Annotated in this window: 23 protein-coding genes and 1 pseudogene; 8 read left to right on the plus strand and 16 right to left on the minus strand. The window is 54.9% G+C overall.

The genetic code is table 11. The features are described 5' to 3' along the window. Nucleotides 1–2: 2 nt before the first annotated feature. Nucleotides 3–425: a small heat shock chaperone IbpA gene (ibpA, locus tag ACZ3HG_RS12510; RefSeq protein WP_062744073.1), complete on the minus strand. Its 423-nt coding sequence runs from the start codon at nt 423–425 to the stop codon at nt 3–5. Nucleotides 426–722: 297 nt separating this feature from the next. Between ibpA and ACZ3HG_RS12515 the strand changes: the two genes are divergently transcribed. After that, complete coding sequence (locus ACZ3HG_RS12515) at nt 723–1,085, plus strand: YceK/YidQ family lipoprotein (RefSeq protein ID WP_191935243.1); 363 nt, start codon at nt 723–725, stop codon at nt 1,083–1,085. Here ACZ3HG_RS12515 and ACZ3HG_RS12520 read toward each other — a convergent pair. From ACZ3HG_RS12520 to dnaA, 6 genes are all read right to left on the minus strand, one after another. Next, nucleotides 1,066–2,334, minus strand: coding sequence for a DUF3748 domain-containing protein (locus tag ACZ3HG_RS12520; protein WP_465332968.1), 1,269 nt, complete (start codon nt 2,332–2,334; stop codon nt 1,066–1,068). The genes ACZ3HG_RS12515 and ACZ3HG_RS12520 overlap by 20 nt on opposite strands. Nucleotides 2,335–2,418: 84 nt before the next feature. Beyond that, nucleotides 2,419–3,228, minus strand: coding sequence for a sugar-phosphatase (gene yidA, locus ACZ3HG_RS12525; protein ID WP_191937122.1), 810 nt, complete (start codon nt 3,226–3,228; stop codon nt 2,419–2,421). Between the two features lie 195 nt (nt 3,229–3,423). After that, the gene (gyrB, locus tag ACZ3HG_RS12530; RefSeq protein ID WP_191935246.1) at nt 3,424–5,832 is read right to left on the minus strand and encodes a DNA topoisomerase (ATP-hydrolyzing) subunit B; all 2,409 of its coding nucleotides are present in this window, start codon (nt 5,830–5,832) and stop codon (nt 3,424–3,426) included. A gap of 17 nt (nt 5,833–5,849) precedes the next feature. Continuing rightward, nucleotides 5,850–6,935: a DNA replication/repair protein RecF gene (recF, locus tag ACZ3HG_RS12535; protein WP_191935247.1), complete on the minus strand. Its 1,086-nt coding sequence runs from the start codon at nt 6,933–6,935 to the stop codon at nt 5,850–5,852. 191 nt (nt 6,936–7,126) lie between these two features. Beyond that, complete coding sequence (gene dnaN / locus ACZ3HG_RS12540) at nt 7,127–8,227, minus strand: DNA polymerase III subunit beta (RefSeq protein WP_062744082.1); 1,101 nt, start codon at nt 8,225–8,227, stop codon at nt 7,127–7,129. A 2-nt stretch (nt 8,228–8,229) separates the two neighbouring features. Further along, nucleotides 8,230–9,621 (minus strand): chromosomal replication initiator protein DnaA, encoded by a 1,392-nt coding sequence (gene dnaA / locus ACZ3HG_RS12545; RefSeq protein ID WP_191935248.1) that lies wholly within the window; start codon nt 9,619–9,621, stop codon nt 8,230–8,232. A gap of 634 nt (nt 9,622–10,255) precedes the next feature. Here dnaA and rpmH point away from each other — a divergent pair. The 6 genes and pseudogenes from rpmH (at nt 10,256) to ACZ3HG_RS12575 (ending at nt 15,049) form a co-directional block, all read left to right on the plus strand. Next, nucleotides 10,256–10,396 (plus strand): 50S ribosomal protein L34, encoded by a 141-nt coding sequence (rpmH, locus tag ACZ3HG_RS12550; protein ID WP_003023858.1) that lies wholly within the window; start codon nt 10,256–10,258, stop codon nt 10,394–10,396. Between the two features lie 17 nt (nt 10,397–10,413). Then, the gene (rnpA, locus tag ACZ3HG_RS12555) at nt 10,414–10,773 is read left to right on the plus strand and encodes a ribonuclease P protein component (protein WP_062744083.1); all 360 of its coding nucleotides are present in this window, start codon (nt 10,414–10,416) and stop codon (nt 10,771–10,773) included. Next, nucleotides 10,737–10,995 (plus strand): annotated as a pseudogene (gene yidD, locus ACZ3HG_RS12560) (membrane protein insertion efficiency factor YidD). The gene rnpA and the pseudogene yidD overlap by 37 nt, the downstream one beginning before the upstream one ends. A 2-nt stretch (nt 10,996–10,997) precedes the next feature. Beyond that, nucleotides 10,998–12,644: a membrane protein insertase YidC gene (yidC, locus tag ACZ3HG_RS12565; protein WP_191935250.1), complete on the plus strand. Its 1,647-nt coding sequence runs from the start codon at nt 10,998–11,000 to the stop codon at nt 12,642–12,644. 140 nt (nt 12,645–12,784) lie between these two features. Beyond that, nucleotides 12,785–14,149, plus strand: a complete 1,365-nt coding sequence (gene mnmE, locus ACZ3HG_RS12570; RefSeq protein ID WP_191935251.1) for a tRNA uridine-5-carboxymethylaminomethyl(34) synthesis GTPase MnmE — start codon at nt 12,785–12,787, stop codon at nt 14,147–14,149. 156 nt (nt 14,150–14,305) lie between these two features. Next, a complete protein-coding gene (locus ACZ3HG_RS12575; RefSeq protein ID WP_191935252.1) occupies nt 14,306–15,049 on the plus strand; it encodes a 4'-phosphopantetheinyl transferase family protein in 744 nt (247 codons plus the stop codon). Between the two features lie 39 nt (nt 15,050–15,088). On the opposite strand, the gene ACZ3HG_RS12580 is transcribed toward ACZ3HG_RS12575, so the two are convergent. After that, nucleotides 15,089–16,402, minus strand: a complete 1,314-nt coding sequence (locus ACZ3HG_RS12580; RefSeq protein WP_062744086.1) for an NCS2 family permease — start codon at nt 16,400–16,402, stop codon at nt 15,089–15,091. Nucleotides 16,403–16,647: 245 nt separating this feature from the next. On the opposite strand from ACZ3HG_RS12580, the gene yieH reads away from it, so the two are divergent. Next, a complete protein-coding gene (gene yieH / locus ACZ3HG_RS12585) occupies nt 16,648–17,310 on the plus strand; it encodes a 6-phosphogluconate phosphatase (RefSeq protein ID WP_191935253.1) in 663 nt (220 codons plus the stop codon). A gap of 57 nt (nt 17,311–17,367) precedes the next feature. On the opposite strand, the gene ACZ3HG_RS12590 is transcribed toward yieH, so the two are convergent. The 8 genes from ACZ3HG_RS12590 to pstS all read right to left on the minus strand — a co-directional run bounded on the left by ACZ3HG_RS12590 (nt 17,368) and on the right by pstS (nt 24,682). Continuing rightward, nucleotides 17,368–17,655, minus strand: a complete 288-nt coding sequence (locus tag ACZ3HG_RS12590; RefSeq protein WP_465332969.1) for a hypothetical protein — start codon at nt 17,653–17,655, stop codon at nt 17,368–17,370. Nucleotides 17,656–17,762: 107 nt separating this feature from the next. Beyond that, complete coding sequence (locus ACZ3HG_RS12595; protein ID WP_191935254.1) at nt 17,763–18,233, minus strand: transcriptional activator RfaH; 471 nt, start codon at nt 18,231–18,233, stop codon at nt 17,763–17,765. A 523-nt stretch (nt 18,234–18,756) separates the two neighbouring features. Beyond that, entirely contained in the window at nt 18,757–19,995 is a 1,239-nt protein-coding gene (locus ACZ3HG_RS12600) for an MFS transporter (protein ID WP_465332970.1), read from the minus strand. 134 nt (nt 19,996–20,129) lie between these two features. Beyond that, nucleotides 20,130–20,867 (minus strand): phosphate signaling complex protein PhoU, encoded by a 738-nt coding sequence (gene phoU, locus ACZ3HG_RS12605; RefSeq protein ID WP_062744091.1) that lies wholly within the window; start codon nt 20,865–20,867, stop codon nt 20,130–20,132. Between the two features lie 17 nt (nt 20,868–20,884). Next, on the minus strand, nt 20,885–21,652 hold the full coding sequence (gene pstB / locus ACZ3HG_RS12610; protein ID WP_062744092.1) for a phosphate ABC transporter ATP-binding protein PstB: 768 nt from the start codon (nt 21,650–21,652) through the stop codon (nt 20,885–20,887). A gap of 43 nt (nt 21,653–21,695) precedes the next feature. Continuing rightward, nucleotides 21,696–22,583, minus strand: coding sequence for a phosphate ABC transporter permease PstA (gene pstA / locus ACZ3HG_RS12615; protein ID WP_191935256.1), 888 nt, complete (start codon nt 22,581–22,583; stop codon nt 21,696–21,698). Then, nucleotides 22,580–23,542: a phosphate ABC transporter permease PstC gene (pstC, locus tag ACZ3HG_RS12620; protein WP_062744094.1), complete on the minus strand. Its 963-nt coding sequence runs from the start codon at nt 23,540–23,542 to the stop codon at nt 22,580–22,582. Before pstC ends, pstA begins: the two co-directional genes overlap by 4 nt. A 99-nt stretch (nt 23,543–23,641) precedes the next feature. Continuing rightward, nucleotides 23,642–24,682 (minus strand): phosphate ABC transporter substrate-binding protein PstS, encoded by a 1,041-nt coding sequence (pstS, locus tag ACZ3HG_RS12625; protein WP_191935257.1) that lies wholly within the window; start codon nt 24,680–24,682, stop codon nt 23,642–23,644. Nucleotides 24,683–25,069: the final 387 nt, after the last annotated feature.

A 25,069-nucleotide genomic window follows, 5' to 3' on the forward strand; every position in this document is an offset into this window, starting at 1 on the left:
GATTACTTGATGATTTCGATACGGCGCGGTTTATTTGCTTCAGGCACAACGCGCTCCAGATCGATATAAAGTAAACCGTTTTCCAGTTTTGCATCACGAACATGGACGTGTTCGGCTAACTGGAATTTGCGTTCGAAGTTACGCTCCGCGATCCCCTGATAGAGATAGGTGCGTTCCTGCTGCTCGTCCGGGTGCGATCCACGCACGCTGAGAAGATTATCGTGAGAGGTGATCTCCAGCTCATTCTCAGCAAAACCGGCAACGGCAATCGTAATGCGGTAGTTGTTTTCGCCCACCAGCTCAACGTTATACGGAGGATAGCCGCCGTTATTGTTGCTCTGGCTCTGGCTTGATTCCAGCAGATTGATCAGACGGTCAAACCCGATGGAAGAACGGTAGAGTGGGGCAAGGTCGAAATTACGCATGTTTTAAGCTCCTGATTATCAGCGAGGATGAGGTCAATGATAACGGCCCTCCATCATGGACGGGTCGCCGGTTCAGAAAACACTGCCCTGTCGGCACAGGTTTCACTGACCGTAGAAATAAAATGGTGATGAACACCATGCTTTCAAGGGGGAAATGACGATTTTTTTACCTGAAAGCACGTAATGACATACACTCAGGGATGAGTTTGCCGGGCCATCGTGCCAGCCACCACAGAGTGGCCAGTACGCCGGCAATGAGTCTCAGCCAGGCTTGCCATGACTGAAGGGATGATCGAGATGAATGCTTTAAAGAAGTGCCATATTGCCGGGTTGGTTGCCTGTGTTTCCCTGGTCAGCACCAGCGGTTGCTCAAGCATGATGTCACACAGCGGCGCGGGCGAGGGCTATTATCCCGGTACGCGCGCCAGCGCCAGTGTTCTGACGGACAAAGACAGCAGCTGGGTTATGAAGCCCCTGGCTCTGATTGATCTGCCTTTTTCTGCCGTACTGGATACGCTGCTGCTGCCACTCGATTATTACCGCGCCGGGGATACTGACTCGCCGCGCGATCGTGTCCGCCGCAGCGAACAGAAGAACCGTACCAACGAGATTATGCAGCAGACCATCGCCCCGGACGTGGCTAATTCACCTGCGCCGTAAATATCTGTCTAAACTCACCACAGTCACGCAAATACGCCACGGACCGCCCGTCGGGGGAAAACACCACCGCATCGGCCACCGGGGCAAGTGCGCTGCGCGCGGTGATGCGTCGTAACGATCCGCTTCTGGCATCACAGAGAGTAATGCTGTTGTCCATGACAAACGCCAGCTGATGCCCGTCAGGATGCCAGCTAAACGCGGACTGAATATCGCTGTCACCCCGGGTGACCTGGTGAGGTTCACCGCCCAGCGGAGAGACGGTCCACAGCTGTACCACGCCAGCATCATCCTTCATCAGAAAGGCAATGGCGCTGCCATCCGGTGAGCACCGCAGCCAGTGTCGCGGTGTCGCGGCCAGACCGGGAAAACGACGGTCTGCGGTAAAGGTCAGACGCCGCTGTTGCACGCCTCTGGGCGGGGCCGGCAGTCGGGTTTCACTGCCTTCCAGCGGCGCATCGCCCGCGATGGCGAACGCCGCGTTGCTTTCCGGCAGGTCAACGATAAACACCTCCGTCACTTTTTCCCCGCTGGCCGACAGCGAGTCACCCATAAAGGCCAGCGCCCAGCGCTGTTGGCTGCCATCAGAGCGCTGGTAACCCTGCTGACCCACCCAGCCCTCTTCGTAAGCCCGGTTAATCTCATCGCTGCCCGGCCGTGGGCTGGCCGTCGTGCGGCTGACCAGCACACAGTAGTGGCTGCCATCATATTCGCGGGGATGGTGTTTCGGCGGACACACCGCGTGTAGCGGCACGGCCACCCCCACATTGCGTAAATCCTGGGCCTTATCCCATTCATGCATAACATGGTCGTTATAGGTAAAGCTCAGGCGTGTACCATCCGGGCTGAAAACGTGTACATGTGATCCTCCGCGCAGCGCACCGGCGGTATAAGGGGGAGTGATATCGCAGGCATCCAGGGTTTCCGCGACCCCGTGCTGGATGATCACCCCGCGACGGTGGTGGAAATCATACTTCCACTGGCTGTCCGGATGTTCCGGTCCGTGTATGCAGACGTAACGGGCAGGCAGGTCCGGGCTGACGGTCACGACACCGACATGGGCACCGTCGCGCGCCTGATACAGCACTTCGGTCACGCCGCTGTGGGCGTTAACCTGTTCAATCGTCAGCCCCGTAAAAGACGCTCCGCCGGGACGCACATCATAAGCCAGCCACTGACTGTCGGCGGTCCAGACGTTGATATTGGTTAACTGGTGATGACGCGGAGCGAACGTTAGCTGTTTTTCTTTCATCGGAAGAACCCTTTGCACGGTTTTGCTCAGGGTAATTCATTCGGCGGATGAAGGGTATCCGCCGTCTGACTGGCAGGGTAAAAATTACAGAACGTACTTCTCGATAGCCACGGCCACACCATCTTCAGCGTTAGACGCGGTCACAAACTGCGCAATGGCCTTAACTGAGTCAATGCCGTTGCCCATCGCCACCCCTGTACCGGCAAATTCCAGCATAGCCAAATCGTTTTCCTGGTCGCCCAGTGCCATCACCTCCTCACGCTGCAGTCCCAGACGGTCAGCCAGGGCTTTCACGCCAGCGCCTTTATTCACCTCTTTGTTAAGGATTTCAAGGAAGTAAGGTGAGCTTTTCAGCAGGGTATTGCGCGTCCGGGCTTCCGCCGGAATACGTGCGATAGCGGCATCCAGCAGCTCCGGCTCATCAATCATCATGATTTTCGGGAAGGTCATGGAAGCATCCATCTCTTCTACCGGGCGGTAGCGCAAGGGAATGCCCGTCAGGCTGGCTTCATGCACGGTATAGCGGCTGATATCTTTATTCGCGGTGTACAGATGGGTCTGTGTCAGCGCCTGGAAATGCACGCCGAGATCGCGCGCCATCTGCTCATAGTAAAGATAGTCGTCAAAGCTGACCGCCACTTCCGCAATGCACTCGCCGCTATCTGCTTTCTGCACCAGCGCACCGTTATTGCTGATGCAGTACTGACCTTCCTGCTGCAAGCCCAGCTCCGCCAGGTAACGCTGTACGCCGATAAACGGACGGCCGGTGGCCAGCACCACCGCCACGCCTTTATCACGTGCGGCCTGGATCGCCTGCTTCACGCGCGGAGAAATTTCATGCTGTGGGTTAAGCAGCGTGCCATCCATATCAATCGCAATCAGTTTAATCGCCATACCATCCTCGTTAGCTAAGAGTTTGTTACCATGCTAGCGCGATTCAGCTCAGAATGACCAGCCTGACAGTGAAATGAGCGGCACGCTACGCACCGTGACGCCAGCGGAAAGGAAACCCAGGACAAAAAAAAAGCAGACCCGGAGGTCTGCTTTTTGCTGGCGGGCGACCGGTAAAAAAGGTCGCTGCCTGCACGATCAGATATCGATGTTCGCCGCGCGCAGGGCGTTCTCTTCGATAAAGGCACGACGGGGTTCTACCGCATCACCCATCAGCGTGGTAAACAGCTGGTCGGCGGCCACGGCATCACGGATGGTGACACGCAGCATACGACGGCTGTCGGGATCCATGGTGGTTTCCCACAGCTGATCCGGGTTCATCTCGCCCAGACCTTTATAACGCTGAACGGTCAGGCCACGGCGTGACTCTTTGACCAGCCACTCCATCGCCTGCTCAAAGCTGGCGATCGGCTGACGACGTTCGCCGCGTTCGATGAACGCGTCTTCTTCGATCAGGCCTCGCAGCTTCTCACCCAGAGCGCAGAGCTTACGGTATTCGCCGCCGAGCATAAACTCGCTGTCCAGGGCATAATCCGTGTCCACACCGTGGGTTTTGATACGCAGTACCGGCTCAAAGATATGCAGCTCCAGATTTTCGCGTACCAGACCGCTGTAGGTGCTGCCGTGCTGATCGTTATCATTCAGGTACTTCACCAGCTCACTCAACCAGGCCTGTACCGGCGCTTCAGCGGCCAGCTCACTCAGGGTTGGGTTGTAGACCAGTGCATTCAGCAAGGCCACCGGATAACGGCGCTCCATGCGCTTGATCATCTTGCGCGTGCTGTTGAACTCGGACACCAGATCTTCCAGCGGCTTGCCGCCAAGGGCCGGAGCGCTGGCATTCGCATGCAGCGTAGCGCCGTCCAGCGCAATGGCGATCTGGTACTGATCCATCGCATCGTCATCTTTAATATACTGTTCCTGCTTGCCTTTTTTCACCTTGTACAGCGGTGGCTGGGCAATATAGACATGACCACGCTCGATGATTTCCGGCATCTGACGGTAGAAGAAGGTCAGCAGCAGGGTACGGATGTGCGAACCATCCACGTCGGCATCGGTCATGATAATGATGCTGTGATAACGCAGTTTGTCCGGGTTGTACTCATCACGGCCGATACCGCAGCCCAGCGCGGTGATCAGCGTGGCCACTTCCTGGGACGCAAGCATCTTGTCAAAGCGCGCCTTCTCGACGTTGAGGATTTTACCCTTCAGCGGCAGAATGGCCTGGTTTTTACGGTTACGCCCCTGCTTGGCAGAGCCGCCCGCAGAGTCCCCTTCCACCAGGTAGATTTCGGACAGAGCCGGGTCACGCTCCTGACAGTCCGCCAGTTTGCCCGGCAGGCCTGCCAGATCCAGCGCACCTTTACGGCGGGTCATCTCACGTGCACGGCGGGCCGCTTCACGGGCGCGCGCTGCATCAATGATTTTACCCACGACGATTTTGGCGTCGGTCGGGTTTTCCAGCAGGTATTCTGCCAGCAGCTCGTTCATCTGCTGTTCTACGGCGGTTTTCACTTCAGAAGAGACCAGTTTATCTTTGGTCTGTGAAGAGAATTTCGGATCCGGCACTTTGACCGATACCACAGCAATCAGGCCTTCACGCGCGTCGTCACCGGTGGCGCTGACTTTGGCTTTCTTGCTGTAGCCTTCTTTGTCCATGTAGGCATTCAGGGTACGGGTCATCGCGGTACGGAAACCAACGAGGTGCGTACCCCCATCCCGCTGTGGGATGTTGTTAGTAAAGCAGTAGATGTTTTCCTGGAAACCATCGTTCCACTGCAGCGCCACTTCCACACCAATGCCGTCTTTCTCGGTTGAGAAATAGAACACATTCGGGTGGATCGGGGTTTTGTTCTTGTTGAGGTACTCAACAAACGCCTTGATACCACCTTCATAGTGGTAATGGTCGCTTTTACCGTCGCGCTTATCTTCCAGCTTGATTGACACACCGGAGTTCAGGAACGACAGCTCGCGCAGGCGCTTTGCCAGGATTTCGTACTCAAACTCCACGACGTTAGTAAACGTCTGGTGGCTGGGCCAGAAACGCACGCGCGTTCCCGTCAGATCAGTTTCACCGCTCACGCTCAGCGGGGCCTGAGGCACGCCGTGGACGTAAGTCTGCTGGTGAACCTTCCCTTCGCGACGAATGGTCAGCTCCAGTTTTTCCGACAGGGCGTTCACTACCGAAACACCCACGCCGTGCAGGCCGCCGGAGACTTTATAAGAGTTATCGTCGAACTTACCGCCGGCGTGCAGCACGGTCATGATCACTTCAGCAGCTGAGATGCCTTCTTCTTCGTGAATACCGGTCGGAATACCACGGCCATCATCCACAACGGAAACGGAGTTATCAGCATGAATAGTGACAAGAATATCGGAACAGTGACCGGCGAGCGCTTCGTCAATGGCGTTATCCACGACCTCAAATACCATGTGATGCAGACCGGTACCGTCATCCGTATCGCCGATATACATACCCGGGCGTTTGCGTACAGCATCGAGCCCTTTCAGAACTTTGATACTGGAGGAGTCATAAGAATTCGACATCAACTTTTCTCGCTCGTTTAATCTTCAGGTTGAACCGCTATTTTACCTTGTTCTACGTTGAACATCTTGCCCTTTTCGTCAGTCATATCGAAGACATGCTCCGGTGCAATGGCACTGACAAAAACCTGGGCCTGAGTGGCTTTTAAGCGCGCTGCCAGCAGGTGGCGGCGCGTTTCATCCAGCTCAGAGGCAAAATCATCTATCAGATACAGGCAACGTCGCCCGTTCTGTCGGGTGAGAAACTCACCCTGCGCCAGCCTCAGGGCGCACATCAGCAGCTTTAACTGGCCGCGTGACAGCAAATCTTCTACCGGCGTCCCCTCCGCACGAATGCGGAAATCGGCTTTATGAGGGCCGCTGGCGGTGTAAGTCAGTGCACGATCTCGCTCAAAGTTGCGTTCGAGCAGTTCGGCATAGTCGCTCTCTTTATCCCAGCCACGCTGGAAAGAGAAGCTGAGTTGAAACTCGGGCAGAAACTGCGCACAGGTGGCATTAATGTCTGCCGCAATCGCTGCACTGTAGTCCGCCCGCCAGCGGCTTATCTGCTCCGCCAGAGGAGCCAGCTCCTGATCCCACGCCCGGATTTGCTGGTAGCGCGAGACCTGGCGCAGGGCGGCATTACGCTGCTTGAGCAGCCGCTTAAGATTGCTCCAGGCGCTGAAAAAACCGGGTTCGTTGTGAAAACATCCCCAGTCGATATAGGCCCGACGGTATTTGGGCCCACCGTTGAGCAGGGTAAACCCTTCTGGCGTAATGAGCTGCATCGGCAGCATCTGCGCCAGCTCGGCCACCTTATGCCCGTCGCTGCCGTCCACCCGCACGCGACTGTCACCGGCACGGTTTTTAGTCAGGCCGACTGACACTTCGCGCTCACTCCCGGCGATGCGCCCGTGAAGCACAAAAGCGTCCTGCTCATGACGGATCACCCTGCCCGCCTGTAAGCTGCGGAAGGCCCGACCGTGCCCAAGGGTATAAATGGCTTCCAGCACGCTGGTTTTACCGCTGCCGTTGGGCCCCACGAGGAAGTTAAATCCGGGGGCCAGCGCAAGGTCCGCGTTTTCAATATTACGGAAGTCTTTGATAAGCAGGCGGGTTAAAGCCATAAATGCAGTGGTTCCACAGAGAGTAAAGAAGTTGAATTGCCCGGCTCGTTATCTCTGTAACACCGATCCAGGCCGTCGGCGTCGCCGCCAGTTTGCATACGGCCAGTGCGCAGTCGCCGCAGCGTACCGAAGTACGTGAGGATGACAAGCACTGCCCGGGCGCAAAAGGGCAAGCAAGTTAGCCCGATAAATTACAATCTCATCGGCATGACGACATAGGCTGCGCTTTGACTGGCCGCATCTTCGATCTGCACACTGGATACCGAGTCCGTCAGCAGCAGGCGCACATTCTCGCACTTCAGCGCGTTCAGCACATCCAGCACGTAGCTGACGTTAAAGCCGATTTCGAGGTCGGTGCCGCCGTAAGTGACATCCAGAATCTCTTCGGCCTCTTCCTGCTCCGGGTTATTCGCCGTAATCTTCAGCTGATTTTCGCTGATATAAAGGCGAACACCACGGAATTTCTCGTTAGAGAGGATCGCTGCACGGGCAAAGGCCTGCTTCAGCAGGTCGCAGCCCGCATCAAGAGTTTTGTCGGGGTTTTTCGGCAACACGCGGCGATAATCAGGGAAGCGACCATCCACCAGCTTGGAGGTGAAGATAAAATCTCCCACGTGGGCACGGATATTGTTGCTGCCAATCTGCACCTGCAGTGGCGTATCGCCGCCGTCCAGCAGACGTACCAGTTCAATCACCCCTTTACGCGGCACGATCACCGAATGGCTTGGCAGCGACTGCCCGACCGGCATGGAACACACCGCCAGACGGTGGCCGTCGGTGGCCACCGTACGCAGCTCTTCGCCTTCGGTTTCAAATAGCATACCGTTCAGGTAGTAGCGCACGTCCTGATGAGCCATCGAGAACTGCGTGGCTTCGATCAGGCGCTTCATCGTGGCCTGCGGCAGCGTAAACTCCACCTCGCTCTGCCAGTCGTCCAGGTTCGGGAAGTCGCTGGCGGGCAGCGTGGAAAGTGAGAAACGGCTGCGGCCGGAGCGCACCAGCATCCTCTCACCGTCCAGGATCACCGTGATCTCTGCGCCTTCCGGCAGACCACGACAGATATCAAAGAATTTTCGCGCCGGTACGGTGGTGGCCCCCGGCTCATGGTCCTGGGTCAGCGCTACGCGGGCGACCATTTCCATTTCTAAATCGGTACCGGTCAGCAGCAGCGTACCCTCAGTGACCTGCAGCAGCAGATTACCAAGAATGGGCAGCGTCGGACGCCCGCCTAACGGGCTGCTAACTTGCTGTAAGGGTTTGAGTAAATGCTCACGTTCTACAATAAATTTCATAGTCAGGAAGATAATGTTCTGATTAGATTTGAGAAATCTTCTTTAATGTCGTGACTCTCTTCACGCAACTGCTCGATTTTACGGCAGGCATGTAACACCGTGGTGTGGTCACGACCCCCGAAAGCATCACCGATTTCCGGCAGACTGTGGTTGGTCAGTTCTTTGGCCATCGCCATCGCCATCTGGCGTGGACGGGCAACCGAACGGGAACGTCGCTTCGACAGCAGATCGGCCACTTTGATTTTATAATATTCAGCGACTGTCTTCTGGATATTATCAATGGTGACCAGCTTCTCCTGCAATGCCAGCAGATCGCGCAGCGCTTCGCGCACAAAATCGATGGTGATGGCACGACCGGTAAAGTTGGCGTTGGCGATCACGCGATTCAGCGCACCTTCCAGCTCACGAACGTTTGAACGCAGTCGTTTGGCAATAAAGAACGCGACCTCACCGGGCAGGCGAATGTCATTTTCGTCGGCTTTCTTCATCAGGATCGCTACGCGGGTTTCCAGCTCCGGCGGCTCGATCGCCACCGTCAGGCCCCAGCCAAAGCGTGATTTCAGACGATCCTCCACCCCGTTGATCTCTTTCGGATAACGATCCGAGGTCAAAATGATCTGCTGATTGCCTTCCAGCAGCGCATTAAAGGTGTGGAAAAACTCTTCCTGTGAACGCTCTTTATTGGCAAAGAACTGAATATCATCGATCAGCAGCGCATCGACCGAGCGGTAGTAACGCTTGAACTCTTCAATGGCGTTATTCTGCAGTGCTTTGACCATGTCCTGCACAAAACGCTCTGAGTGCATATAAACCACTTTCGCGTTTGGCTTGCGCGCCATAATGCCGTTACCCACCGCATGCAGCAGGTGCGTTTTACCCAGGCCTGTACCGCCATACAGGAACAAGGGGTTATAAGCGCCGCCGGGGTTATCTGCAACCTGACGTGCCGCCGCACGCGCCAGCTGGTTCGATTTACCCTCAACAAAGTTGTCAAAATTGTGCTTGGTATTCACATTCGAGCGATAAGACAGCTCTGCCGGTGCCGGCATGTTGTCCCAGCTTGGCCGCATCGGGGCAGGACGGCTGATGATACCCGGTGCGCTGGCATGAGCACTGGCCATTACCGGCTGGCTGATGGTCTGCGCGACCGGCTTACTGCCAACCTCAAAACGCAGCAATGGCACATTTGCCCCGCAAAAATCATTTAGCAGGGCATTGATATTATTCAGGTATTTATCCCGAACCCAATCGAGTACAAAACGGTTTGGTGCATACAAGGCCAGCGTATTGTCATTCAGTTCGGCCTGTAAGGGACGTATCCACATGCTAAATTCTGTGGCAGGTAGCTCATCCTGCAGGCGGGCAAGACACTGTTGCCAAAGCGTAAGTGACACGGCGGACTCCACTCGAAAAAATTCGATAAGATATAAAAGGCGCTGAAGCGATAATTTCATCATTGTTGACGCATGCCGATGAGACACATGCGAACCGCTATCCGCGGTTACTCCGCCCGTCCCCGACATTTTTCATGCTTGCGGGGTAGGATCCGACCCGGAGGATCGTCAGCGGAAGGGCGGATCATAGCGTAAAGCGCAGCAGAGATCTTCACTTTCTACACAGTTTTGATCCAATTTATCCACAGGCATCCACAGCGGGGATAAGTTTACGCCACCCTGAGCAAAAGGCATTCAGGATCGTCTGCATTCGTTGAAATTTAATGGCGGCGTCACGTTATTGCCGCAAACTCAATGTAACGGGATCGCAAGAAGATCCTGCGCGATCCTTGCGATTTTTAATGGACACCGTATAATTCTTGCCCCGGCGTGTGGCGCCATAGCCCTTTTGGCTGAAACAGTGAGTCACTACGGGCAATCAAGGCGCGCTTTTCACGCGAAGTAAATTGACTCTGGACTGTACAATTATTACAATCCCGCCTCTTTATTAAAGACACACTGAGGCGTCGGTCGTTTTTTCGGGCCAGATAACGCGTCACCAAGTGAAATTTTCCAAGTTTAGGTAGAAATCGCCATGAAACGCACTTTTCAACCGTCCGTACTGAAGCGCAACCGTTCACATGGTTTCCGTGCTCGTATGGCAAATAAAAATGGTCGTCAGGTTCTGGCACGTCGTCGTGCTAAAGGCCGTTCTCGTCTGACCGTTTCTAAGTAATAAAAGCTAACCGCTGAGTGGTTAAGCTCGCATTTCCCAGGGAGTTACGTTTGTTAACTCCCACTCATTTCACTTTCGTCTTCCAGCAGCCACAACGGGCTGGCACGCCGCAAATTACTATTCTCGGCCGCCTGAACGCGCTGGGGCATCCCCGCATCGGTCTTACCGTCGCCAAAAAACATGTTAAACGTGCTCACGAACGTAACCGGATCAAGCGATTGACCCGCGAAAGCTTTCGTCTGCGTCAGCATGAATTGCCCGCGATGGATTTTGTGATCGTAGCGAAAAAGGGTGTTGCCGATCTGGATAATAAGGCACTGACGGAAGCGTTGGAGAAATTATGGCGTCGCCATTGTCGCCTGGCTCGCGGGTCCTGATCGCGCTGATTCGCGTCTATCAACGCGTAATCAGTCCGCTGTTAGGGCCCCACTGCCGTTTTCACCCCACCTGCTCGCAATACGGTATTGAGGCATTGCGCAGGTTTGGGGTGGTAAAAGGGAGTTGGTTGACGATGAAACGCATATTAAAATGCCACCCCTTAAACCCGGGTGGCGACGATCCGGTGCCGCCACATAACCATTGATCCCAGAGAACATTAACGATGGATTCGCAACGCAATCTTTTCCTCATCGCTTTTCTGTTCGTGTCCTTTATGATCTGGCAAGCCTGGCAGACGGACCACGCTCCGCAGCCATTGCAGACCCAGACCACACAGAACACCAACAGCGCAGTCGGTGATGCCGCCAATCAGGGTGTCCCTGCCAGCGGACAGGGCAAAACGATCACCGTTAAGACTGATGTCCTGTCTTTGAACATCAATACTCGCGGTGGCGATATTGACCAGGCGTTATTGCTGACTTACCCGGACTCACTGGGTTCTGACAAGCCTTTCCAGCTGTTGGAAACCACGCCAGGCTTCCTGTATCAGGCGCAGAGCGGCCTGACCGGTCGTAATGGCCCGGATAACCCGGCGAACGGCGCACGTCCGCTGTATACCGCAGCTCAGGATCACTTCGAACTGGCTGAAGGCCAGAGCGAACTGCGTATCCCGCTGACCTTTACCGCTGAGAATGGCGCGACCTACACCAAGACCTTCGTGCTGAAGCGCGGTGAATACGCCATTAATGTCGATTATCAGATCAACAACGCCTCTCAGCAGCCGCTGGAAGTGTCGATGTTCGGTCAGCTGAAGCAGTCCATTGACCTGCCGAAGCATCGCGATACCGGCAGCAGCAACTTTGCCCTGCACACTTTCCGTGGTGCGGCTTACTCCAGCAGTGAGACCAACTACGAGAAGTACAAATTCGACAAAATCAGCGACAACGAAAACCTGAGCACCACCACCAACAACGGTTGGGTGGCGATGCTGCAGCAGTATTTCGCGACCGCATGGGTACCACAGACAGCAGGCATCAACACGCTGTACACCAGCAATCTGGGTAACGGTATTGCCGCCATTGGCTACAAGTCTGCGCCAGTGACCATCGCGCCGGGTTCCCAGCAGCAGCTGGCTGCCACCCTGTGGGTTGGCCCGGAAATTCAGGACAAGATGGCGGCCGTGGCCCCACACCTGGATCTGACCGTGGATTACGGCTGGCTGTGGTTTATTTCTCAGCCGCTGTTCAAACTGCTGAAATTCCTGCATACCTTTATCGGTAACTGGGGCTTCTCGATTATCGTTATCACCTTCATCGTTCGTGGCATCATGTACCCGCTGACCAAGGCGCAGTACACCTCCATGGCGAAAATGCGCATGCTGCAGCCGAAGATCCAGGCGATGCGTGAGCGTTTAGGCGACGATAAGCAGAAGATGAGTCAGGAGATGATGGCGCTGTATAAGGCGGAGAAAGTGAATCCGCTGGGTGGCTGTCTGCCGCTGGTTATCCAGATGCCAATCTTCCTGGCCCTGTACTACATGCTGATGGGCTCCGTTGAACTGCGTCATGCGCCGTTCGCACTGTGGATCCATGACCTGGCCGCACAGGACCCGTATTACATCCTGCCGATCCTGATGGGTATCACGATGTTCTTCATTCAGAAGATGTCGCCGACCACAGTGACCGACCCGATGCAGCAGAAGATCATGACCTTCATGCCGGTCATCTTCACCGTGTTCTTCCTGTGGTTCCCTTCAGGTCTGGTGCTGTACTACATCGTCAGTAACCTGGTGACCATTCTCCAGCAGCAGCTGATTTATCGCGGCCTGGAAAAGCGTGGCCTGCACAGCCGCGACAAGAAAAAAGCGTAACGCGTTTGATGTTGCGGGCTGACCGAAACAGAAGGTCAGCCCCTACAATGTCGGGGTCGCCCCGTGCTAACGGAACGAACAATGCTTACACTAAGGCGGTCATCATGACCGCCTTTTTTATTCCAAAAAGAGAATTCAATATGAGCCATAGCGATACTATCGTCGCACAGGCGACGCCTCCGGGCCGCGGCGGCGTTGGCATTCTGCGTGTTTCCGGCAGTAAAGCTGCCGACGTCGCACAGCTGCTACTGGGCAAACTGCCAAAGCCACGCTACGCCGACTACCTGCCTTTCCGCGACGCTGACGGCAGCACGCTCGACCAGGGTATCGCGCTGTGGTTCCCTGGCCCGAACTCATTCACCGGTGAAGACGTGCTGGAACTGCAGGGTCACGGCGGCCCGGTGATCCTCGATCTGCTGCTGAAGCGTATTGTCGCGCTGCCTGGCCTGCGTATCGCTAACCCGGGCGAGTTCTCCGAACGCGCCTTCCTCAATGACAAGCTGGACCTGGCCCAGGCAGAGGCCATTGCCGATCTGATCGATGCCAGTTCAGAGCAGGCGGCACGCTCGGCGGTCAATTCGCTGCAGGGCGTTTTCTCCGCTCGCGTTAATCATCTGGTGGAAGCACTTACTCACCTGCGGATCTTCGTTGAGGCTGCCATCGACTTCCCGGACGAGGAGATTGACTTCCTTTCTGACGGCAAAATCGAAGCACTGCTGCATCAGGTGATAGCCGACCTGGATAGCGTACGCGCTGAAGCACGCCAGGGTAGCCTGCTGCGCGAAGGGATGAAAGTGGTCATTGCCGGACGCCCTAATGCCGGCAAATCCAGCCTGCTGAACGCGCTGGCCGGACGTGAAGCAGCGATTGTCACCGATATTGCCGGGACCACCCGCGACGTGCTGCGTGAGCATATTCATATAGACGGCATGCCGCTGCATATAATTGATACCGCAGGGCTACGGGAAGCCGGTGACGAAGTTGAACGCATCGGCATCGAACGGGCATGGAATGAGATCGAACAGGCCGACCGCGTACTGTTTATGGTAGACGGTACCACCACCGGTGAAACAGCGCCTGCGGCAATCTGGCCGGACTTTATGGCCCGTTTACCGGCGGCGTTACCGGTTACCGTCGTACGCAACAAGGCGGATATGACCGGCGAAGTGCTGGGTCTTGAGGAAGTGAATGGTCACTCACTTATTCGTCTGTCAGCCCGGACCGGTGACGGTATTGATGTGCTGCGGGACCACCTGAAGCAGAGCATGGGCTTCTCCGGTAATATGGAGGGGGGCTTCCTGGCACGTCGTCGTCATCTGCAGGCGCTGGAGTTAGCAGCCACTCACTTACAACAGGGGAAAGACCAGTTGCTGGGTGCGTGGGCGGGGGAATTACTGGCTGAAGAACTGCGTCTGGCACAGCAGTCGCTGAGTGAGATCACCGGTGAGTTCAGTTCCGATGACCTGTTAGGCCGTATCTTCTCCAGTTTCTGTATAGGGAAGTAATCCGCCGGCAGGATCGCTCTTATCCACCAGCAATCTGTCCATAAACAGTGACAATAGTCCGAAAATGACCCTGAGAATGGAATCTCAGGTGAAATCAGGTAAGAATATTCTTACAATAGCAGTGATGATTATCCGACCATTTTCACGGAGCGACAGATGGCAAGTCATTTTGCACGTTGGGCTCTCGCCCAGACCAGACCCCGGGTACACCGACTTCCACATCCGATTGTAGAGTACGCCAGCAGATTCACAGAGAAGCGTCGTGCCCGCTATCTGGCCGCCCGTATCCTGCTGGCCGAGCTGATGCAGCGTGTATACGGGATGCCTGTTCTGCCAGAGCTGATCACCAGCGCCAGCGGACGCCCCTGCTTTGCCGATCAGGATCTTCCGGACTTCAGTTTTGCCTACGCCGGAAATATGGTCGGCGTAGCGTTAGCAGAGGAAGGAGGGCGTGCCGGGCTGGACATGGAAATTATTCGCGCGCACAGTCGCCAGACGATGGAGCATCATTTTGAATGCCTGTCGTCAGGGGAAAAGGCCTGGATCAATGCGCAGAACGACGCCATTGAAGCCTCCACTCAACTCTGGACGCTGCGCCAGAGCATTCTCAAGCTGACCGGGGAAGGCGAAGACGGGATCAACTCGCTGCGATTACATCCCGCATCGGGACGCCTGCGTTCGGTTACCTGGCCTGACATACAGGCGCTGTGTGACGTTGAGCCGTTACTGGTCTGGTCCTGCGCACTGTCGCCAGGCACCGACCGGCTGCGGCTGTGGGAATATAATCATGATAATGGATGGGAATCGCTGCGCGATTTTAATGTCTGCGCCCAAAATCTGGGGCCGCGCACGCTGCGACTGACCAGCCTTCCAACCGAAAAACAGCTTAACTATTCCTGAAGAGGATGCGGGTGGCCTTTCTGCCACCCGCCTGTTACATCAGTGCGCGTCGACGAAAGCGATTTTCAGCACGAACAGCAGCGCCACCACCACCACGCACGGGCTGATTTCACGCCAGCGGCCGGTTCCCAGTTTCATCACACAGTAAGAGATAAAGCCCAGCGCAATCCCTTCCGTAATCGAGAAACTAAACGGCATCATTGCCGCAGTAACAAACGCCGGAACGGCTTCGGTCAGGTCGTCCCATTTCACGCGCGACAGGCTGGAGGTCATCAGCACGCCCACATAAATCAGCGCACCCGCTGCCGCGTAGGCTGGCACCATGCCTGCCAGCGGTGACAGGAACATCACCAGCAGGAACAGTACGCCCGTCACGACCGCCATTAATCCCGTACGGCCACCGACAGACACACCGGATGAGCTTTCGATATAGGCGGTGACGGAAGAGGTGCCGATAAAGGAACCGGCGACAGAGCTGATGCTGTCGACGTACAGCGCCTGCTTCATGCGGGGGAACTTGCCGTTCTCATCGGTCAGGCCTGCTTTATCCGTTACGCCAATCAGCGTCCCGGAGGAGTCAAACAGGTTCACCAGCATAAAGGAGAAGATAATCCCCGCCATGCCAATATTCAGTGAATCCTTGAGATTAACCTGCCCCAGCACCGAGGTCACCGCCGGTGGCGCAGAAAAGATCCCCGTGTACTTCACGTCACCGATGGCCAGGCCAATACCGGTGGTCACCACGATCGACACCAGCACCGCAGCATGGATATTGCGTGAGGCGAGAATCGCGATAATAAAGAAGCCCAGTGCGCCCAGCAGCACGCTGTGAGAGGTGAGGTTGCCCACCGACACCAGCGTCGCTTCATTGGCGACAATGATGCCTGCATTTTTCAGCCCCATCATGGCGATAAACAAGCCAATACCGGCGGTGATCCCCACCCGCAGGCTCAGCGGGATATTGGCGATCATCCAGTAGCGCACGCGGAAAATTGTCAGCAGCAGCAGCCCTACCGCTCCCCAGAAGATAGCACCCATACCGATCTGCCAGGAAATGCCCATCGCGCCAACTACCACAAAGGCAAAGAAAGCGTTCAGGCCCATCGCCGGAGCCAGGGCAACCGGCAGATTGGCTACCAGCCCCATCAAAATACTGCCAAAGGCGGCAATCAGGCAGGTCGTCACAAAGACAGCCTGGGTATCCATGCCAGCCACGCCCAGGATCTGCGGGTTAACAAAAACGATATAGACCATCGTCAGGAAAGTGGTGAAACCAGCAATCACCTCAGTACGTACGGTGGTGCCATGCTCCTGCAATTTAAAAATCCGTTGTAACAGACCGGGATTCGTCATTATGTGTTTCCAGAACGGAGAAAAGTTGTCGGCCGTTATCCTACCCCAAAATTCAGATTTTGGGATATTGATCACCCGGTTTTTTCGCAACCGATTGCGCTGTTTTTACCGTCTTATCTCTGCCGTTAACTGGAAAAGACACTGCACACGGCAAAAAACAGGGTTTGTACGATCAATAATCGAAATGTCCCCCTGCTTCACGCTACTATTCGGTATCAGCCCATCAGGACGCATAAGGAAGCAGGATGTCAGTGGAATGTATTTTTTTCGATTGTGACGGCACACTGGTCGACAGCGAAATGCTCTGTACGCAGGCGTACGTTAACACCTTCGCAGAGTTTGGCGCTTCGCTGTCGTTGCAGGAGATGTTCGAGAAATATAAAGGCGTGAAGCTGTATGACATCATCGCCGACGTCTGCCGGCAGCATCAGCTCACAACGCCCGTGGAGGTCCTTGAGCCAGCCTATCGCCGGGAAGTGGCCCGGTTGTTCGAGTTAGAGCTTAAACCGATCACCGGAGCTAAAGCGCTACTGGACAAGATCGGTGTAGCGATGTGTGTTGTCTCCAACGGCACGGTCCCCAAAATGGAGCATTCGCTTGGCCTGACCGGAATGCGTGCGTACTTTGGCGATCGTCTCTACAGCGGTTACGACATCGGACACTGGAAGCCGGAGCCGGAGCTGATGTACCACGCTGCCCGGCAGATGGGCGTTGCAATTGAGCACTGCATACTGGTGGATGACTCGGAAGCCGGGGCGAAGGCCGGCATCGCGGCCGGGATCCCGGTATTCTATTATTGCGTGGATGCCCATAACCCCCATATCGATCACCCGCTGGTAACGGTATTTAAGGATATGGCCGATCTACCCGGGCTCTGGCAGGCACGCGGCTGGCAGCTGACCCGCTGACGGCAATAGGATAGGCCGTAACGCCTTTACCTGTATTTTCAGGGCACACGGACGGGATTAAGGCTCAATCCCGTCATTTTTATTGATATACCAGCGCAGTGACTTCAACAACAGGGAAGAGTGTTTGATCACTTTCCCCTCGGCAACCAACTGGAGAAGCAGGGTGCGTGTAATATAAATACTCTCTCCGCAGCTGTCCGCTAAATCCCGGGTTTTAGGCCAGACCTCAGGCTGCTGTAAGCCGCCCCCCTCTCCCCGACTGGATTCAATCTCGCCACAAATTAACGCTAACTGATGTAGCATTTCGAATTTTTTTTGCTCTACAGGTGTTTTCTTTATTTTCATATCAATCAACCCCCTATTACCCGGCGTCATAAAAGCATCAAGAGATGAATAAAAAAACAAGTAATCAGCAGCGTTAACAAACCGATATAATATAAAGCTAAATTTAATTATTCGACACGGTTTAGCCTTATTTCTGACATGATCATTTCATGCAGAAAAGACAGTAAACCATAGCTGTTGCCGTCCTTTATTTTTTCCAGCCTTTCTTCCATTTTCATCAGATTATGGTCATTGTTGACCTGATCGTCAGTCAAGGAGTGGTTACAGGCTCTTCTCATCAATGCTTCAATCAGGCTTTGCGGTAAGGGCCGGGGTTCACGGCCAAACTTAACAATATAACTGACCCCGGGTAAGGCATTTATCCTGGCAGTATTGATGAGGTCAGCATCAATTTTAACGAACAGATAAGGAGGAAACATCGGCTCAACACTGACTTTGATTCGCTGCGAACCGGCGCGTTTTTTTTCGCGCGTCATCATCGGACAAAAGGTGGTTATCCCGATTTTTTCCAGCGAATCCTCTGCCTGCTCCATACGCCCATACTTACAAAAAATTAAATACCAACCACTTACTGTCATGCAGCCTGTTCCTTCATTATCCTGCCCCATCAATATCAGCAGGCAGGCTCCGCCACAACCTGACCATTATCATGGCAAGACAGAGTACAAAAATATTTTAAATAGTGATGGTGAATAATGGCGATACTTGAGTATGGATGCGGGCACAGATCCGCCTCCGCTAAAAACAGTTCGCCACCTTGCGGGGTAAAGTTAACCAGTTTTTTTTAAGCTGTAAACAACAATAAATGGCTAAAAAGCGTAAATGGTAACAACTTTTCGATATTTTATCGATATAGCATCAATAAAAGCGACCTGATCACCCACACGAATAGTAATAAGTAAAATAATGAGTCGCAAAAATTAATTACGCGCCATATTTGTTGCCATGTTTTTTTTTGTAAAAAATAAACAGGCAGGAGGAAGACCCCCCCATCAGGACAGGTGGGTGCATTAAATAACGCGTTCGCAGAGAAAGGGAGGAAAGTGTGAATACTGCCCGTGTCGTCCTGCGCGGTGTCCTCCCACACAGGACGACGGTCAGTCAGCCTATCGCACCCAGAGCGTCTTCGTTACCCTGCTTTTTCGGCAGCAGAAACAGCGTGGCAACGATATCCAGCAGATAGATCAGCGCCAGCAGGGTGATCGCCGCAGCAAACGACCACTGGCTCACCAGCAGGCCAATCACCAGCGGACCAAAGCCACCCACGCCACGCCCCAGGTTAAACAGGACGTTCTGCGCCGTAGCGCGGACTTTCACCGGATAAGTGTCAGAGATTAGCGCGCCATAGCCGCCAATCATTCCGTTAACAAACATCCCCATCAGCGCACCGGTAAACAGCATGATGGTCGGGTCACGCAGCTGTGCGTACACCACCACCATGACGACCGCCCCCATCTGATAGATCAGGAAGATTTTCCAGCGCGCAAAGCGATCTGCCAGCAGACCAAACAGCCAGATACCGAAGGTCATACCCACCACCGTCACCGCCGTCCACAATCCTGACTTTGTCAGGGAGAAGCCAAACGTGGTTGAGAGGTAACTGGGCATCCAGATCATCAGGCCGTAGTAACCAAAATTCTGCACGGAACAGAGGATAAAGATACCGATGCTGGCTTTTGTGGTGGCAGCATCCGCAAACAGCAGCTTAATACGGGCGGAGAATGACAGCCCCTGATTGACGTCCACGTGTTCGGTGAAGGCATCCGGCTCCCCCATACCCCGCCGGATAGCAAACGATGCCAGCGCAGGCAGCAGTCCGACCAGAAACATACCGCGCCAGCCGATAATATCCAGCAGGAGTGGGGTGATAAACGCCGCCATCAGCACGCCCAGCTGCCAGCCCATACCGACCCACGCTGAAGCACGGTTGCGCTTGTTAGCAGGCCAGACCTCGGCAATCAGCGCCATACCAATACCGAATTCACCGCCCAGCCCCATTCCGGCCAGAGTACGGTATGCCAGCAGATCCCAGTATCCCTGCGCCACCGCGCACAGCCCGGTAAAGACGGAAAACATCAAAATAGTGAAGGTCAGGACGCGGATACGGCCAAAACGGTCGCTGATATGGCCAAAAATTATGCCGCCCAGCACGGCCCCTATTAAGGTCCAGGTCACCAGAGAACCGGCCTGTGAAGGGTTTAACGCCAGAGACAGGCTGATCGCCGGCAGCATAAAGCCGAGTATCAGCAGATCAAAGCCGTCCATTGCATAGCCACTGACCGCCGCAACCATCGCCTTTCCTGGCGTGACGCTGCGCTTATCCGGGGGGGAAACTGACATGGTTTTCTGACCTTTTCATAAGAATTTGGCCGCAAGTATAAGTATGACGGCGCGTGGTATCCAGACGAAAAACTCATGGGTCAGGGCAGGAGGGAAGGAAAGGCATGCCGCAAGCCGGCACGCCTCGGCAGAGCTTAACCCGGATTATTTTCGCCGCTGTCGTCCCCGGTCAGCAGTTTATCCAGCTGGTCGCCGCCCACATGACGGAAATCCTGGCCTTTGACGAAGTAGAAGATAATCTCGCAGATGTTCTGGCAGCGGTCGCCGATGCGCTCGATAGCTCGGGCACAGAACAGCGCCGTCAGCACGCTGGGGATGGTGCGCGGATCTTCCATCATATAGGTCATCAGCTGGCGGACGATGCCCTCATATTCCTGGTCAACCTTCTTATCTTCACGATAGATTTCCACTGCTGCATTGAGATCCATACGGGCGAACGCGTCCAGCACGTCGTGCAGCATCTGGATCGTGTGATGGCCCATAGACTCCAGGCTCACCAGCAGCGGCTGGTGCTGCTGGGTAAATTTTTCCAGCGCGGTACGACAGATTTTCTCGGCCACATCGCCAATGCGTTCCAGCTCGGAAATGGTTTTGATGATCGCCATCACCAGACGCAGGTCGCTGGCGGTCGGCTGACGCTTGGCGATGATGCGCACGCAGGCTTCATCAATCTCCACTTCCATCATATTGACCTTGTGGTCACCTTCGATCACCTTGTTCGCCAGCTCGCCATCCTGGTTGTGCATCGCAGTGATAGCATCCGTCAGCTGCTGCTCAACCATGCCGCCCATGGTCATCACCTGGGTGCGGATGTGCTCCAGCTCGGCGTTAAACTGGCCGGAGATATGTTTATTCAGGTTTAAGCTATCCATTGTATTCTCCAGTCAACTCAACCGTAGCGGCCGGTGATGTAATCTTCAGTTTGCTTCTGATGCGGCTTGGTGAACAGCGTGTCGGTATCACTAAATTCTATCAGTTCGCCAAGGTACATAAACGCGGTGTGATCGGAACAGCGTGCGGCCTGCTGCATATTGTGCGTCACGATCACCACGGTGTAATCCTGTTTCAGCTCCGTAATCAGCTCTTCAATACGCCCGGTTGAAATCGGATCCAGCGCAGAGCAGGGCTCGTCCAGCAGCAACACCTCAGGGCGAATGGCAATACCACGGGCAATGCACAAACGCTGCTGCTGACCACCGGAAAGACTGTAGCCACTCTGGTGCAGCTTGTCTTTGGTTTCGGTCCACAGCGCCGCTTTGGTCAGCGCCCACTGGACGCGTTCGTCCATATCGGCACGGGACAGCTTTTCAAACAGACGTACGCCGAAGGCGATATTGTCATAAATCGACATCGGGAACGGCGTCGGCTTCTGGAAAACCATCCCGACGCGGGCACGCAGCAGGGCAATGTCCTGGCTGGCGGTCAGAATATTTTCACCATCCAGCAGGATCTCACCTTCAGCACGCTGCTCAGGATAAAGTGAAAACATCTTGTTAAAGGTGCGCAGCAGGGTGGATTTACCGCAGCCTGATGGGCCGATAAACGCCGTCACCTGGTTTTTCGCAATATCCAGATTGATGTTTTTCAGCGCATGGAATTTTCCGTAATAGAAGTTCAAATCACGAACCTGAATCATCTTAGCGGAAGTATTAATCATTTTTCTCTCACTCAGTCCGCGCCGCTACCGCCGCGCTGCTCAATTAATGTTTGCTCTTGGCGAAGATCACGCGTGCCAGGATGTTCAGTAACAGTACGCACAGCGTAATAATCAGCACGCCCGCCCAGGCCAGACTCTGCCATTCGGCAAACGGACTCATGGCGAATTTAAAGATGGTCACCGGCAGGTTCGCCAGCGGCTGCATCATATCGGTGCTCCAGAACTGGTTCGACAGCGAGGTAAACAGCAGGGGAGCGGTCTCTCCGGCAATGCGGGCAATCGCCAGCAGTACCCCGGTCAGGATGCCCGATACGGATGCTTTCAGGGTGATCGCTGAAATCATCTTCCACTTCGGCGTTCCCAGCGCATAGGCCGCTTCACGCAGGCTGTCCGGAACCAGTCTCAGCATGTTTTCTGTAGTACGGATGACTATCGGGATCTGCAACAGTGCAAGAGCAACCACCCCGGCCCAGCCGGAGAAGTGCTTCATCTGTGCCACCACGATGGTGTAAACAAACAGCCCCACCACAATCGACGGCGCAGACAGCAGGATATCGTTAATAAAGCGGGTGACTTCAGCCAGCCAGGATTTACGGCCGTATTCGGCCAGATAGATGCCCGCCATAATACCCAGCGGCGTACCAACGGCCGTTGACCAGAAGATCAACAGCCCGCTGCCCGCCAGAGCATTCGCCAGCCCACCGCCTGCCGTATTCGGTGGCGGGGTATTTTCGGTAAACAGCGACATCGTCATGCCATCAATACCGCGCGTGACGGTTGAAAACAGGATCCACACCAGCCAGAACAGGCCAAATGCCATTGTCAGTAATGACAGGGTGAGCGCAATGCGGTTTTTCATCCGGCGCCACGCCTGCATTTTGCGGCGTGAGGCTAACAGCGCATCACGCGACTGTAATTCCATCGTGGTCATGAACGTGCTCCTTCACTTTTCGCCAGGCGCAGGATCATCAGTTTCGAACAGGCCAGCACAATAAAGGTGATCACAAACAGGATCAGCCCCAGCTCCATCAGCGCAGCGGTATGCACCCCAGACTCAGCTTCAGCAAATTCGTTGGCCAGTGCAGAGGTAATACTGTTGCCCGGCATAAACAGCGATGCGCTGTCGAGCTGGTAGGTGTTACCGATAATAAAGGTCACCGCCATGGTTTCACCCAGCGCACGGCCCAGGCCCAGCATCACGCCGCCAATCACCCCATTCTTGGTGAAAGGCAGTACCACGCGCCACATCACTTCCCAGGTGGTGCAGCCGATGCCGTAAGCGGACTCTTTCATCATGACCGGTGTCTGCTCAAACACGTCGCGCATCACCGAGGCGATGTAAGGGATAATCATGATCGCGAGGATAATCCCGGCGGCCAGAATCCCGATACCAAAGGCCGGGCCGGAGAACAGCGTGCCGACAATCGGTACGTTAGCCAGTACGTCACCGACCGGCTGCTGGAAGTAGGTAGCGAACAGCGGGGCAAAGATAAACAGGCCCCACATGCCGTAAACGATGCTGGGGATCGCAGCCAGCAGTTCAATCGCCACGCCCAGCGGACGACGCAGCCAGTTCGGGGCCAGTTCCGTCAGGAACAGGGCGATACCGAAGCTCACCGGGACTGCGATAAGCAGGGCAATAATGGAGGTCACGACGGTACCGTAAATCGGCACCAGCGCACCAAACTGTTCGTTAGGGGCATCCCACTCTTTGTTCCACAGGAACGAGAAGCCAAATTTCTGGATACTCGGCCATGAGGAGATGATCAGGGAGACAATGATGCCGCCGAGCAGCAACAGCACAATCAGCGCAGCCAGTTTGACCAGTGCGCCGAAGATGATGTCACCCTGTTTTCCGGGGGCCTTGAATGCCGGCTTGGTTTCAGCCATAGAATTCTCGAGTCTGTTACTGCAGATACGTATCGGGCAAGGCTTGCCTGCCCATGGGGGTCATACGCACCACCTGCGGTGGTGCGTTACTGCCATCGCTTAGTACAGGGCTTTGCCAGAGCTGTCTTTTACGTCTTTTTTCCAGGCGCTACGGATCTGCTCGACCACTGAATCGGGCAGAGAAGCATAATCCAGGCTCGCGGTGGTTTTGCCGCCGTTTTTGTAAGCCCAGTCAAAGAACTTCAGGACAGCTGCACCTTTCTCAGCGTTAGCCTGCTCTTTGTGTACTAGGATATAGGTGGTGGAGGTGATTGGCCACGCGTTGTCGCCTTTCTGGAAAGTCAGGTCCTGAGCAAATGACTTGCTCCAGTCAGCCCCTTTCGCCGCATCGCTAAAGCTCTGCTCGCCAGGCTCAATGGCTTTGCCGTCCGCATCCACCAGCTTGGTGTACGCCAGGCTGTTCTGTTTAGCGTAAGCATACTCAACGTAACCGATGGAACCCGGCAGACGCTGAACGAAAGCGGCCACGCCGTCGTTACCCTTGCCGCCCAGACCGGTTGGCCAGTTCACGGTGCTGCCTTTACCAACTTTGCTGCTCCAGTCGCTGTTCACTTTGGACAGGTAGCTGGTAAACACGAATGACGTCCCGGAGCCGTCAGCGCGGCGCACCACGTTGATGTTGGAATCCGGCAGTTTCACGCCCGGGTTCAGCTTGACGATCGCCGGGTCATTCCACTTTTTGATGGTGCCCAGATAGATATCGCCCACGGTCTTGCCGTCCAGGGTCAGCTGTCCAGATTTGATACCAGGAATATTAACCGCCAGTACCACCCCGCCAATAACTGTCGGAAACTGGAACAGGCCATTTTTTTCTAAATCTTCGTCTTTCATCGGCGCATCTGAAGCACCGAAGTCTACAGTTTTAGCAATAATTTGCTTAACGCCGCCGGATGAACCGATACCCTGATAGTTAACCTGGCTGCCCGTTGCGGTGTTGTACTCTGCAGCCCACTTGTTGTATACCGGTGCCGGGAAGGTCCCGCCTGCGCCGGTCAGGTTGGTCGCGGCCATGGCAGAAACGGCGCTGAGAGACAGGGTTACTGCGACGAATTGAGCCAGGGTTTTGTGCATCAGTGTCATGTTCCCTCCACGGGATTAAAAAGTCAGGCCAGTTGCCGTGTTTGTCTATAGCCAAAATAATTCGGGTTGCAGGAAGGCGGCAAATGATCGAATCCCGATGCGCTTACCGTTGTAAGTGATTCGGGTGAGCGAATGTAGCCAACGCACCTGCAGCTTGAAGTATGAAGGATATAATTATGATTGCTGCTGGAGGCAAAATAGGACAGTTTGGTGACAGTAAAATGTACGAAATATGACACTTTTGTGACACACCCCAGCGAAATATTCATCATCGTAAGATTGTCTGCCTGCTCCCGCGACGGGCTTTTAATGCGATCACACTTCCTGCCGCTGCGCTGATTTTCCACGGTGCTACTTTTGCCCTTCCACAGGACAGGAGATAACCAC

The sequence above is a fragment of the Erwinia sp. PME.40.26/001 genome (assembly GCF_055556675.1).

What these genes read in the sequence shown, in the direction of transcription:
- ACZ3HG_RS12600 (WP_465332970.1), bottom strand. Translation starts at nt 19,995, where the DNA reads ATGTCAGTTTCCCCCCCGGATAAGCGCAGCGTCACGCCAGGAAAGGCG.
- mnmE (WP_191935251.1), top strand. Translation starts at nt 12,785, where the DNA reads ATGAGCCATAGCGATACTATCGTCGCACAGGCGACGCCTCCGGGCCGC.
- ACZ3HG_RS12575 (WP_191935252.1), top strand. Translation starts at nt 14,306, where the DNA reads ATGGCAAGTCATTTTGCACGTTGGGCTCTCGCCCAGACCAGACCCCGG.
- pstS (WP_191935257.1), bottom strand. Translation starts at nt 24,682, where the DNA reads ATGACACTGATGCACAAAACCCTGGCTCAATTCGTCGCAGTAACCCTG.
- ACZ3HG_RS12520 (WP_465332968.1), bottom strand. Translation starts at nt 2,334, where the DNA reads ATGAAAGAAAAACAGCTAACGTTCGCTCCGCGTCATCACCAGTTAACC.
- ACZ3HG_RS12590 (WP_465332969.1), bottom strand. Translation starts at nt 17,655, where the DNA reads ATGAAAATAAAGAAAACACCTGTAGAGCAAAAAAAATTCGAAATGCTA.
- pstB (WP_062744092.1), bottom strand. Translation starts at nt 21,652, where the DNA reads ATGATTAATACTTCCGCTAAGATGATTCAGGTTCGTGATTTGAACTTC.
- ACZ3HG_RS12595 (WP_191935254.1), bottom strand. Translation starts at nt 18,233, where the DNA reads ATGACAGTAAGTGGTTGGTATTTAATTTTTTGTAAGTATGGGCGTATG.
- gyrB (WP_191935246.1), bottom strand. Translation starts at nt 5,832, where the DNA reads ATGTCGAATTCTTATGACTCCTCCAGTATCAAAGTTCTGAAAGGGCTC.
- yieH (WP_191935253.1), top strand. Translation starts at nt 16,648, where the DNA reads ATGTCAGTGGAATGTATTTTTTTCGATTGTGACGGCACACTGGTCGAC.
- recF (WP_191935247.1), bottom strand. Translation starts at nt 6,935, where the DNA reads ATGGCTTTAACCCGCCTGCTTATCAAAGACTTCCGTAATATTGAAAAC.
- yidA (WP_191937122.1), bottom strand. Translation starts at nt 3,228, where the DNA reads ATGGCGATTAAACTGATTGCGATTGATATGGATGGCACGCTGCTTAAC.
- phoU (WP_062744091.1), bottom strand. Translation starts at nt 20,867, where the DNA reads ATGGATAGCTTAAACCTGAATAAACATATCTCCGGCCAGTTTAACGCC.
- dnaN (WP_062744082.1), bottom strand. Translation starts at nt 8,227, where the DNA reads ATGAAATTTATTGTAGAACGTGAGCATTTACTCAAACCCTTACAGCAA.
- ibpA (WP_062744073.1), bottom strand. Translation starts at nt 425, where the DNA reads ATGCGTAATTTCGACCTTGCCCCACTCTACCGTTCTTCCATCGGGTTT.
- pstA (WP_191935256.1), bottom strand. Translation starts at nt 22,583, where the DNA reads ATGACCACGATGGAATTACAGTCGCGTGATGCGCTGTTAGCCTCACGC.
- pstC (WP_062744094.1), bottom strand. Translation starts at nt 23,542, where the DNA reads ATGGCTGAAACCAAGCCGGCATTCAAGGCCCCCGGAAAACAGGGTGAC.
- ACZ3HG_RS12515 (WP_191935243.1), top strand. Translation starts at nt 723, where the DNA reads ATGAATGCTTTAAAGAAGTGCCATATTGCCGGGTTGGTTGCCTGTGTT.
- ACZ3HG_RS12580 (WP_062744086.1), bottom strand. Translation starts at nt 16,402, where the DNA reads ATGACGAATCCCGGTCTGTTACAACGGATTTTTAAATTGCAGGAGCAT.
- yidC (WP_191935250.1), top strand. Translation starts at nt 10,998, where the DNA reads ATGGATTCGCAACGCAATCTTTTCCTCATCGCTTTTCTGTTCGTGTCC.
- rpmH (WP_003023858.1), top strand. Translation starts at nt 10,256, where the DNA reads ATGAAACGCACTTTTCAACCGTCCGTACTGAAGCGCAACCGTTCACAT.